Source organism: Bradyrhizobium sp. P2_E8, assembly GCF_056403875.1.
This window is the reverse complement of the sequence record NZ_JBFUES010000129.1, coordinates 1-11,636: the sequence shown is the minus strand read 5'-3', so window position 1 is coordinate 11,636 and position 11,636 is coordinate 1. Positions and strand designations below refer to the sequence as shown.

Below are 11,636 nucleotides of genomic sequence, written 5' to 3'. Positions count from 1 at the left end.
CCACGGCCGCCTGCATGGCCTCAATGGCGGCCAGGGTTGCCTCGGGGGTCTCGCCATAGCGGGGATAGGGCACGCATTCGCCCCGGCCGGTCAGGCCGTTCTGGCTCACTTCGGCCACAACGGTCACGGCCTCGGTCTTGGCGCCCCGGCTGATGGTGAAACTGCCGGCGATGGGAAAGCGCTCGATTCGCGCCCGAAGAGCCGGAACTTTGCTGGAAGTCATTTTGAACTCTGGCGAAATCTGAACCTGCTAGTTACCTCTAGCAACTAACGTTAACCAGTTGGGGATACCTTCTCCGGGTAAGGGCGCGTGCGCAACTATCTGATTTCCTCCGCCCCGGCACGGGAGCGGACATCTTGACTAGCGATCCGAAGCTGGAACGGATTGCGAAGGGCAACGCGCTGGCACTCTGCGCCACCGGAACCTGGACCGCGAGCTTCGCGCCGGTCCTGGAGCGGATGGTGGCGGATGCCGAGAAGCTGGCCGGCGGTTCGCAAAACATCTTCATCGACGTCTCCGAGGTCGCCAAGCTCGACACCTTCGGCGCCTGGCTGATCGAGCGGCTGCGCCGCAGCCTGACCCACGGCGCGGTCGAGGCGCAGATCGCGGGCCTCTCCGCCAATTATTCGAGCCTCGTCGACGAGGTCCGGCGGGTCAGGGCGACGCCGGTGGTCGATGCCGGCACGATCACCATCACGGGCATGCTGGAGCAGATCGGCCGGGCCGTGGCCGGTGTCGCCGGCACGGTTGCGGGCCTGATCGACATGCTCGGCGCGGTGCTCGCGGCGGGCGGCCGCGTGCTGATCCATCCCCGCTCGTTCCGCCTGACCTCGACCGTGCACCACATGGAGCAGGTCTGCTGGCGCGCGGTGCCGATCATCGTGCTGATCACCTTCCTGATCGGCTGCATCATCGCGCAACAAGGCATCTTCCATTTCCGCAGGTTCGGCGCCGACATCTTCGTCGTCGACATGCTGGGCGTGCTGGTGCTGCGCGAGATCGGCGTGCTCCTGGTCGCCATCATGGTCGCGGGCCGCTCGGGCAGCGCCTACACCGCCGAGCTCGGCTCGATGAAGATGCGCGAGGAGATCGACGCGCTGCGCACCATGGGCTTCGACCCGATCGAGGTGCTGGTGCTGCCGCGCATGCTGGCCCTGGTGCTGGCGCTGCCGATCCTGGCCTTCCTCGGCGCCATGGCCGCGCTCTATGGCGGCGGGCTGGTCGCCTGGCTCTATGGCGGCGTCGATCCCGAAGCCTTCCTGCTCCGGCTGCGCGATGCCATCTCGATCGACCATTTCATCGTCGGCATCGTCAAGGCGCCCGTCATGGCCGCCGTGATCGGCATCGTCGCCTGCGTCGAGGGCCTTGCGGTGCAGGGCAGCGCGGAATCGCTCGGACAGCACACCACCGCGTCGGTGGTGAAGGGCATCTTCTTCGTCATCGTCATGGACGGCGTGTTCGCCATCTTCTTCGCCTCGATCGGAATGTGACGATGGCTGGCGAAATCCAAAATCCCATTATCCGCGTCCGCGACATCACCGTGCAGTTCGGCAGCACACGCGTGCTCGACGGCCTCAACCTCGACGTCAAGCGCGGCGAGATCCTCGGCTTCGTCGGCCCGTCGGGCGCGGGCAAGTCGGTGCTGACGCGCACCATCATCGGCCTCGTGCCGAAGGTGGCAGGCTCCATCGAGGTGTTCGGCGTCGACCTCGATTCCTCCAACACGTCGCAGCGACGCAACGTCGAGCGGCGCTGGGGCGTGCTGTTTCAGCAGGGCGCGCTGTTCTYCTCGCTCACCGTGCGGCAGAACATCCAGTTTCCGATGCGCGAATATTTGCGCGTCTCGCAGCGGCTGATGGACGAGATCACCATGGCCAAGCTCACCATGGTTGGTCTGAAGCCCGAGGTCGCCGAGCGCTTCCCGTCGGAGCTCTCGGGCGGCATGATCAAGCGCGTCGCGCTCGCACGCGCGCTTTCGCTCGATCCGGACCTCGTTTTCCTCGACGAGCCGACCTCCGGCCTCGACCCGATCGGCGCCGGCGACTTCGACGAGCTGGTCAGGACGCTCCAGCGCACTTTGGGCCTGACCGTTTTCATGGTAACGCACGACCTCGACAGCCTTTACACCGCTTGCGACCGCATCGCCGTTTTAGGGAACGGTAAGATCATTGCGGCAGGGTCGATCGCCGACATGCAGGCCTCGCAGCATCCCTGGTTGAGGCAATATTTCCATGGCAAGCGCGCCCGCGCGGTCATGGGCTGAGTGGTAGCCGGAGCACCTGATGGAAACGCGGGCGAATTACGTACTGATCGGGTCGTTCACGCTGGCAGTGATTGCCGCGGCGATCGGCTTCGTGCTGTGGTTCCAGTCGCTGCACACCACCAAGCAGCGCAGCCCGCTGCGCGTCGTGTTCGAAGGCCCGGCGGCGGGCCTGCGCAACGGCGGCAGCGTCAATTTCAACGGTATCCGGGTGGGTGAAGTGGTCTCGGTGAAGCTCGATAACCCGCGGCGGGTTGTCGCACTCGCCATGGTCGAGAACAACACCCCGCTCCGTAAGGACACGCTGGTCGGCCTCGAATTCCAGGGCCTGACCGGCGTCGCCGCGATCTCGCTCAAGGGCGGCGAGGAGGCCGCGCCCCCGCCGCCGCTCGACGAGGACGGCATCCCGTCGCTGACGGCCGATCCCAACAAGCTCCAGGACGTCACCGAGGCGATCCGCGGCACGCTCCAGAACATCAACAAGATCGTCGCCGACAATCAGGAATCGGTGAAGAACTCGCTGAAGAACCTCGAGACCTTCACCAACTCGCTGGCGCGCAACTCCGAGAAGATCGACGGCGTCATGGCCAAGGTCGACGGCGTGATGCTCAAGGCCGACAGCCTGATGCTCGGCCTCAACACGCTCGCCGGCGGCAAGGACGGCGGCGAGCTGTTCCAGGCGGTGAAGTCGATCCGCGAACTCGCCGATGATTTCGACAAGCGCTCCGGATTGCTGATCTCGGACGGCCGCCGCACCCTCGGCGACATCAGCCGCGCCGTGAACAATTTCGACCGCAACCCGACCCGCGTGCTGTTCGGTGCCAGCAACAGCGCACCGGCGGCCGCCCCGCCGCCAGCCGAGCCGCCGAAGCCGGCGCCCGCAAGCGAGCGCAAGCGGCAGTAGGCGTTTAGTACACGGACCTCACCTCGTCATTGCGAGCGTAGCGAAGCAATCCAGACTGTCTCCGCGGAAGCAGTCTGGATTGCTTCGTCGCTTCGCTCCTCGCAATGACGAGTTTGTAGAGGTAGCGCAATTTCCCAACACGCAGTGACCTGTTGGCGCAGTGACGCCCCAAACAAAAACGGAGGCCGTGAGGCCTCCGTTTTCTATTCACTGCGCTTGGTCTCACCCCAGCCGGCCCGCCGCGTGGGCGAGCAGGGTGTAGACGAGCCCGGTCTCCGAGGTCAGGTGGCTGCGCAGCTCCTGCGGGCCGCGGCCGTCGCGGGCGACTTCGTCGAGCAGGCGCTCGAACTCGGCGACGTAGCGGTCGACCGTGCCCTTGAAGTTGCGGTCGGCGCGATATTTGCGGGCGACCTCGTCGAAGGCCTTCTGGCCGGCGGGCGTGTAGAGGCGCTTGGTGAAGGCCTTGTTCTCGCCGCGCTGGTAGCGGTCCCACATCTCGGCGGCGAGGTTGCGGTCCATCAGCCGGCCGATGTCGAGCGACAGCGATTCCAGCGGATTGCCGTTACCTTGCGGAGCTTGCGGCTGCGGAGCCGGTGCAGCCGGGCGGCCGCGCGGGGCCTCGCGTCCGGTCGGAGCGCCCTGGTTGGCGTCCGTACGGTTCAAGAGGTCCGACAGCCAGCCGTCGCGGCCCTGGTCGTTGCCGCCAGGTGCAACCGGCGGGGCTTCGGTGCGGCGCGAAGTGGCCGGCATGCCGAGATCCGGCGGCGGCAGCGTCGAGGCGCTGCCGGTGTCGCGGATGCGGGTCTCGGTGTTGCGCGCGCCGACGGCCGCCAGCATCGGCTCTTCCTGGCGCTGCACGCTGGCGCGGCCCGCCGTCGAGACGTCGAGGCCGCGGCCATGCTGGGCCACGATGCGGTTGAGCTCGGCGAGGGCTTCGATCTGGTCGACGATCACCTTGCGCATCTGCGCAGTGCTCTCGGCGGCCTCCTGCGGCATCTCGAGCACGCCGCGGCGCAGCTCGTTGCGGGTGGCTTCGAGCTCGTTGTGCATCTCGAAGGCCATCTGCTTCATGCTGGAGACGAGGTTGGAGAACTTCTCCGTCGACTGCTTGAACATCGCATCCGCCTCGTCCGTGGTCTGGCGGTAGATGTCGTGCATGGCGTCGAGGGTCTGCCGGTGCTCTTCCTCGGATGCCGCGCGCACCGCCTCGAACTGGCGGGTGATTGCGGCAGAGCCTGCACCGGCGGTCTCCGCGACGACGCGGGCGATGTCGCGGGCACGCTCCTCGGCCGCGGCCAGCGATTCATCGAGCAGGCCGGTGAAGCGCGACAGGCGCTGGTCGAGATCGGCCGTGCGCAGGTCGATCGTGGTGACGAGCGATTCCAGCGCCTGCTTGCGTTCGGCGAGCGAGGCGGTGGTGTTCTTGTTGCTCACCTCGACGACCTGGGCGGCCTCGACGAGCGCCTTGCCGTGCGCGTCGAACTGGGTCGACAGCTCGCCGAGATCCTGGAGCGCCCGCGTGGTCTTCGTGTTGAAGACGTTGAGCTGGTCTTCCAGGTTCTGCGTCGCAGCGCCGTTGCGCGAGGTGACGTCGTTCATCGCCGAGACGAAGTCGGCAACGCGCGTCACCAGCGCCCGCTCGAGCGAGTTGAGGTTGTCGTGCGCACCGGTCAGCACCTCCTGGAGGAGGATGTTGCCTTCGCGCAGACGCTCGAACAGAGCGACCGTGTCGGTGCGCAGGATCTTGCTGGTCTCCTGCATCTCGGTGACGGCCGCGATCGAGACCTGGCGCGACTGGTCGATCGCCGCGCGCGAGGCCTGCTCGAGGTCCTTGAGCGACTTGCCGACCGCGCCGGTGGCGATCTCGCTTGCCGCGTTGATGGTGCGGGCGACTTCGGAGCCGTTGCCCATCATGGTCTGCGAGAACGCATGGCCGCGGGTCTCGATCGACTTCAGCGCGTCCGAGGTGACGCGGTCGATGTCGAGCGTGAGCTGGCTGGTCTTGGAGCCGATCGCATCGATCAGGGCGCCGCGCTTGGCGTCGATCATGTTCGACAGACGGTCGGCCTGTTGCTGCACATAGGTGACGATCTCGTCGGTCTTGCCGGTCATGGCCTGGCCGAAGCTGCTGCTGGCGGCGAGCACCGAGCGCTCGACGTCGGCCGAGCTCGACTTGACCCGCGAGCTCGCCTCGTTGGAGGCGGAGATCAGCGCGTTCTGGGCGTTGAGCGCGCTGGTCTGGATGTCGTTGGTCGCGTTCGCGGTGGCCGCGCTCAGCGCACGCTCGATCTCGGTCGAGATCGTGCGGATCTGGCTCGCGGCATCCGCCGAGGTCGAGGTCAGCGAGGTCTGGGCCTCACGCGCGCTGTTGAGGATGGTCGAGGCGGTGTCGGCGCCGACCGCGGTCAGCGTGCGCTCGATGTCCGTGGTCAGCGACTTGATCTGGCCTGCCGCGTCCGTCGAAGCGGAGATCAGCGTGCCCTGGGCCTCGCGCACGCCGCTGGTGAGCGCCTCGATGGTGGCGCCGCCGGCGGTCGCCAGCGCGCGCTGCATCTCGGCCGCGAGCGAACGGACCTGGCTGGTCTGTTCGGCCGAGACCGCGAGCAGGGTGCTCTGGGCGTCGCGGGCGCTGGTCGTGATCGTCTCGGCGGTCGACTGGCCGACCTGCGAGAGCGAACGATGCACTTCGGCCGCGAGCGACTTGACCTGGCTCGCCGCATCCGAGGACGCCGTGACCAGGGTGTTCTGCGCCTCGCGGGCGCCGGTCGTGATGGTCTCGGCCGTCGCGGTGCCCGCCATCGAGAGCGAACGCTGCACATCCGAGGACAGTGCCTTGATCTGGTTGGCGGTCTCGCTCGAGGCCGCGATCAGCGTGCTCTGCGCATCGCGGGCGCCGGCGGTGATGGATTCCGCCGTGGTGGCACCGGCCATCGACAGCGAGCGCTGCACGTCGGCGGTGAGCGTCTTGACGTGGTTGGCCGCGTCCGAAGATGCGGTGACGAGCGTGGTCTGCACCTCGCGGGCACCGGCCAGGATCGAGGCTGCGGTCGCGGAACCGGCCGCCGACAGCGTGCGTTCGACGTCGGCCGCGAGCCCCTTGATCTGGTTGGAGGCATCGCCCGAGGCGGCAACCAGCGTCGACTGCGCTTCGCGGGCGCTGGTCAGGATCGAGTTCGCAGCACCGGTGCCGACCGCGGTCAGCGCGCGCTCGACCTCGGAGGAGGTCATCTTGAGCTGGGCGTTGACGTCGGAGGAGACCGTCAACAGCGACTGCTGGGCGGTGCGCGCCCCGGTCTGGATGGTCTCGCTGGTGTTGACGACGAGGTTGGTGAGCGAGCGCTCGGCGTCCTCGACATGCGAGCGGATCGCGGTCGAGATCATCTCGGCGCGGGACATCATGTCCTCGCTGGCCTGGCGGCCGCTGCTCTCGATGCGGCCGGCGACGGCCTCGACGCGCGAGCCGAGCAGGTCCTCGAACTGAGCCACGCGCACGTCGATGTCGCTGGCGACCGAGCCGACCTTGGTCTCGATGGCCTGCTGGATGTCCTGGAAGCGCGCCGTGACCGTGTCGGTCAGATGCGCGCTGCGGCCGTCGATGATCTCGGCGACGCCGGTGATGCGGCGGTCGACCGCCTCGATCGCCTGCGCGGTGCCGTCGGTGAGCGTCGAGGTCAGGAGCGTGAGGCGTGTGTCGATCGACTGCACGGCCTGCGAGGCGCCGTTCGTCAGCGCGTTGTTCAGGTAGGTGAGGCGGGAGTCGATGGATTCGAGCGCCTGCGAGGCACCGCCGGTGAGCGTCGTCGTGAGGTGCGTCAGGCGCGTATCGATCGTCTGGATCGTCTGCGAGGCGCCGTCGGTCAGCGATGTCGTCAGATGGGTGAGGCGGGAGTCGATCGACTGGATCGCCTGCGCGGCACCGTCGGTCAGCGAGGCGGCGAGCGTGTTGAGACGCCCGTCGATGGTCTCCGTGACGGACCTGGCGCGGGTGTCGAACGACTGTTCGAGCGTGGTGACACGGCCGCCGAGCTGCGCGTCGAAGGTCTTGATGTGGCCGTCGATCGTGCTGTCGAGGCTGGCGATCTTGCCGTTCAGCGAGGCATCGAGGTTGGTGACGCGTTCGCCGACCGTGGTCTCGAACTGCATCAGGCGCTGGTCGAGCACGGCCGTGATCTGGCCGCCGTTCGATGTGAAGCGGGTGTCGAAATTGTCGACATAGGTCTTCAGCGTCTCGGCGATGTCCTGCGTGCGCTGGCCCATGCGCTCGACGACTTCGCCGCCGAACGTCTTCACGGTGCGGTCGAACTCGGAGATGTGACGGGTGATCAGCGCGCCCAGCGTGCCGGAGTCGCGGGCGAACTTCTCGACCAGCTCGGTGCCCTGGTTCTTCACCAGTTCGTCGAACGCGCTCATCTGGAGCGACAGCGAGTCGTGCGCGGTCTCGGTCTGGCTGACGACCTTGGCGACGAGGGTGTTGACGGTGGCGTCGAGCGCCTCGCTCGCCTTGTCGCCGGAGGTCATGATCTGGCTGGCGAGCCGGTGGCCGGCGTCGTCGATCTTGGCGGAGATGTCGTTGGAGCGCAGCTCGAGCTCGAGCAGCAGGGAGTCCGACGAATTCTTCAGGCTATCGTGCACCTGCTCGGTGCGCTCGGAGATGCCGTCGACAATCGCGGCGGAGCGCTGCTCGAACTCGCCGGTGATGCGGTCGATGCGCTCGTTCAGCATCTCGTGGACGCGGTCGGCGAGGTCGACGAACTCGTCGTGGACGTGGCCGGTCTTGAAGTTGAGGCTGGTGGTCAGCCGCTCGCTGGCATCGAGCACGGCGCGCGTGGTCTCGTTGCTGGCTTCCTCGAGGCGGTCGAGCAGGTCGCCGCCGCGCTCGCCGAGCGCGAGGATCATGTTGTCGCCGGCATTGCTCAGGGCGCCGGTGATGTGGGCGCCGCGCTCCTCGAGCGCGCCGGTGATGCTCTTGGCGACCTCGTCGACGCGCGAGGCGATCGCGTCCGAGATCAGCGCGATGTCGTGGCGCAGGTCGATCTGCACGCCGGAGATGGCGCTGCGGACCTGCTCGGCCTGGCCGACCAGGTTGTCGCGCTGATGCGCGATGTCCTGGAGCAGGGCGCGGATGCGCACTTCGTTGTCGGAATAGGCGCGCTCCAGCGCTGCGACCTCGTTGGCGACCAGCGTCTCGAGCTCGCCGGCGCGCGCAATCGCACGCTCGATGCCGTCGCCCATCGCCGCGACCTCGCGGCGGATGGCCTGGCCGACGGTGACCATGGAATCGGAGGCCGAGCCCTCGGGCTCGGAGAAGCGGATCGCGACCTGCGCCATCGCCTGCGCGATCATGCGCATTTCCTGGCCGCGCCAGACCAGGCTCGCGAGGAAGTAGAACAGCATGATCGGCGCGAAGAACATCGCGATCAGGCCGGCGATGACGAGCACGCCACCGCTCTGGCCCATGGCGGCCTGGATCGAGGGCAGGAAGCCGACGGTCAGCGCGGCGCAGGCGGCGAGCCAGACGCCGGCGAAGATGGTGGCGAAGGTATAGACGCTGCGGGCAGGGCGGCCCTTCTGAAGCGCCTGGAGCAGCTGGCCGATGGTCTCGCGATCGTCATTGGCGGCCCGGCGCGTCGAGCGCGGCTCCTCGATCGTATCGAACACGGTGGCCCGCTCGTTCGCGGCAGGGCGCGGCTCGAAGCTCGGCTCGTCAAAGATCGGGGGCTCCGGGGGGGACACCGACGACGCCGTTTCGTTGCGCATCGAGGCGTTGCGGCTGGTGTCCGCAGCGGTGTCGCTGATGTTCAGGGCTTCCTGGATCGCAGAAAGCGCAACTTCTGTCGGGTCTTTGACCTTTTTCGGAGTGTTCGCCATGTTCAGTCCGAGCCCTCGTTACTTGTACGCGTCCCCCCGCGAGCCCCGCGCGCTACGCAAGCCCACAGACCGGATCATGCCGCTTGCGCGGATCATCGAGCCGTCCCCACCCGGACGGCTTGTCCGCCAATTTCTGCAACATCCTATTGGCAGAGCGTCGCGAATGAAATGCCTGCGATTAAGACAATCTTAATCATCGTTAACAGGATCGCGCCCTAACACCTTAGCAACAAATGGAATTCTCCACCGGACTCGGCCGATTGAGGCAAGTTTTTGTCAATAAACGGGCGGAGTTGCGTCAAACGACCCAAACATTTCGTTAACCATTTCCATGCTTGGGTGGGAGGAACCGCGCCGCCGAACCGGCGGAACCGTCGCGATGCCGGGGCCTGCGCCATGACGCCTGAACTGCAACGGATGGAATGGATGCCCTCGCCCCCGCTTGCGCCCGTCGACAGCCCGCTCGATCTCGAGCACCTCTCCCGCATGACGCTCGGCGACGCCGAGCTGGAACAGGAAGTGCTGGCGATGTTTGCCGAGCAGGCGGTTCGTCTGCTTGCCGCGATGACCAATTTGCCGGCCGAGGCCGGCGCGCTCGCGCACAAGCTCAAGGGCTCGGCCCGCGGAATCGGCGCCTTTGYCGTAGCGGACGCCGCCGCCCACCTGGAGACCGCGATCCGGACCGGCCACGACCGGCTCCCCGCCTTCGCCGCGCTGAAGGAGGCCGTGGCCGAGGCCCGCGCCGCCATCGAGGCGATCCTGAAACACTAGGCCGGCAACCCCGCAAACGGCGGTGTCCCTAGTCTTTTGTTTTGACGCGTTTTCTGCCCGCAAACCGGGATCCAGCTCGCAGCAAAACGCTATGGCGCCGGGCTAACCGACCCGTTATAGGACAGCCCGGACCCTCCTTCATTCCCAACATCGCGGCAGCACGAGCACACATGGCCAAGATCCACTTTGTCGACCACAAGGGCGAAACCCGTACGGTGGAAATCGAGAACGGCGCAACCGTGATGGAAGCCGCCATCCGCAACAGCATTCCCGGCATCGAGGCCGAATGCGGCGGCGCRTGTGCCTGCGCGACCTGCCATGTCTATGTCGACGAAGCCTGGCGCGAGAAGGTCGGCAGCCCGACGCCGATGGAAGAGGACATGCTCGACTTCGGTTTCGACGTGCGCCCGAACTCGCGCCTGTCCTGCCAGATCAAGGTGAGCGACGATCTCGACGGTCTCGTGGTGGCGACGCCGGAACGTCAGGCCTGAGCCAGCCGTCCCGCTCCATCAGGTGCTCGGCGGCGCAACCTCGATGCCGCGCTTGTGCCAGGGTTTGAGCTTCTCGACGATCTCCGCGGTCAGCGGCGCCGGACGCCGCGTCGCCTCGTCGAGCATGACGCCGACCGACGTCGCCGAGGCGATGCATTTTCCCTGCGAGAACACGACCTGCTCGAAGGTCACTGACGTCCGTCCCAGCTTCACCACGCCGAGGCCGAGCTCGATCGTGTTCGGCCAGTGCAGCTCGGCGCGGAAATGGATGTCGAGCCGCACCATGATCCAGGCGAGGCCCGGCGGCGTCAGCCCGTAGTCCGGGCTCTTCATCAGCGTGACACGGCCGGTCTCGAAATAGGTGGCATAGACCGCGTTGTTGACGTGCTGGTTGGGATCGAGATCGCCGAAGCGGACGTTGTCGCTGAGGCGGTACGGGTAGTCCTCCAGGCGCGGCGTCGTTTCGAGGCGGCTTGGTGCGTTCACCGGTTGATCTCCGTCATATCCAGCCTCGTTACAGCCCAGTTATTTTGACCCGGCAAGTGGGCGCGGCTGCGGGGCGCTCCCGCTTTTATGCCTTCCCTGATCCATCCCCGTTGGCTAGACAGGCAGGGTCACCTCGGCCCAACGGGCGCCGTCCAACCGATAACGACCGATAAAGAGACGACATGAGCGACGTGATCAAAACCGATGTGCTGATTATTGGCGCCGGCCCCTGCGGCCTGTTCGCCGCCTTCGAGCTCGGCCTGCTCGACATGAAGGCGCATTTCGTCGACATCCTCGACAAGGTCGGCGGCCAGTGCGCCGAGCTCTATCCGGAAAAGCCGATCTACGACATTCCCGGCATTCCGCATGTTTCGGGGCAGGGGCTCACCGATGCGCTGATGGAGCAGATCAAGCCGTTCCATCCGACCTTCCATCTCGGAGAGATGGTCGAGACGGTGGAGAAGATCGGCGATCCCGCATTTCGCTGTACCACCGATGCCGGCACGGTGTTCGAATGCAAGGTGCTGGTGATCGCGGCCGGCGGCGGCTCGTTCCAGCCCAAGCGTCCGCCGGTGCCGGGCATCGAAGCCTATGAAGGCACCTCGGTGCATTACGCCGTGCGCAAGATGGAGACGTTCCGCGACCAGAACGTGCTGATCGTCGGCGGCGGCGATTCCGCGCTGGACTGGACGCTCAATCTGCATCCGGTGGCCAAGCGCATCACGCTCCTGCACCGTCGCGACGAATTTCGCGCAGCCCCTCACAGCGTCGAGCAGATGCGCGCGCTGGTCGCGGGTGGCAAGATGGATCTCCGGCTCGGCCAGGTCACTTCGCTGGCCGGCACTGAGGGCAAGC

General features: G+C 66.7%; 8 protein-coding genes and 1 pseudogene. 6 read left to right on the top strand and 3 right to left on the bottom strand.

Annotated features, from left to right (window positions below; all coding sequences use genetic code 11):
• Window positions 1-223, bottom strand: a pseudogene (locus AC1D00_RS09990) (dipeptide epimerase); the annotation flags it as partial.
• 134 nt (window positions 224-357) lie between these two features.
• Between AC1D00_RS09990 and AC1D00_RS09985 the strand changes: the two are divergent.
• From AC1D00_RS09985 to AC1D00_RS09975, 3 genes are read left to right on the top strand one after another with little or no spacing between them, the layout of a single operon-like run.
• Window positions 358-1,491: an MlaE family ABC transporter permease gene (locus AC1D00_RS09985; RefSeq protein WP_135174634.1), complete on the top strand. Its 1,134-nt coding sequence runs from the start codon at window positions 358-360 to the stop codon at window positions 1,489-1,491.
• A gap of 2 nt (window positions 1,492-1,493) precedes the next feature.
• Window positions 1,494-2,264: an ABC transporter ATP-binding protein gene (locus AC1D00_RS09980; protein WP_477010553.1), complete on the top strand. Its 771-nt coding sequence runs from the start codon at window positions 1,494-1,496 to the stop codon at window positions 2,262-2,264.
• A gap of 19 nt (window positions 2,265-2,283) precedes the next feature.
• Window positions 2,284-3,165 carry an MlaD family protein gene (locus AC1D00_RS09975; RefSeq protein WP_404557988.1) on the top strand — a complete coding sequence of 294 codons (882 nt, stop codon included), beginning with the start codon at window positions 2,284-2,286 and terminating at the stop codon, window positions 3,163-3,165.
• A gap of 222 nt (window positions 3,166-3,387) precedes the next feature.
• On the opposite strand, the gene AC1D00_RS09970 is transcribed toward AC1D00_RS09975, so the two are convergent.
• Complete coding sequence (locus AC1D00_RS09970; RefSeq protein ID WP_477010552.1) at window positions 3,388-9,033, bottom strand: apolipoprotein A-IV repeat region-like domain-containing protein; 5,646 nt, start codon at window positions 9,031-9,033, stop codon at window positions 3,388-3,390.
• Between the two features lie 396 nt (window positions 9,034-9,429).
• Here AC1D00_RS09970 and AC1D00_RS09965 point away from each other — a divergent pair, with 396 nt between their 5' ends.
• Together AC1D00_RS09965 and AC1D00_RS09960 are read left to right on the top strand one after the other, a co-directional pair.
• Entirely contained in the window at window positions 9,430-9,804 is a 375-nt protein-coding gene (locus AC1D00_RS09965) for an Hpt domain-containing protein (protein WP_477010551.1), read from the top strand.
• A gap of 170 nt (window positions 9,805-9,974) precedes the next feature.
• On the top strand, window positions 9,975-10,295 hold the full coding sequence (locus AC1D00_RS09960; RefSeq protein WP_018642875.1) for a 2Fe-2S iron-sulfur cluster-binding protein: 321 nt from the start codon (window positions 9,975-9,977) through the stop codon (window positions 10,293-10,295).
• Between the two features lie 18 nt (window positions 10,296-10,313).
• Here the strand turns inward: AC1D00_RS09960 and AC1D00_RS09955 are convergent, their stop codons facing one another.
• Window positions 10,314-10,781, bottom strand: a complete 468-nt coding sequence (locus AC1D00_RS09955; RefSeq protein ID WP_477010550.1) for an acyl-CoA thioesterase — start codon at window positions 10,779-10,781, stop codon at window positions 10,314-10,316.
• Between the two features lie 182 nt (window positions 10,782-10,963).
• Here AC1D00_RS09955 and AC1D00_RS09950 point away from each other — a divergent pair.
• Window positions 10,964-11,636: NAD(P)/FAD-dependent oxidoreductase (locus tag AC1D00_RS09950; RefSeq protein ID WP_477010549.1), on the top strand; the 673-nt coding region annotated here is incomplete at its 3' end.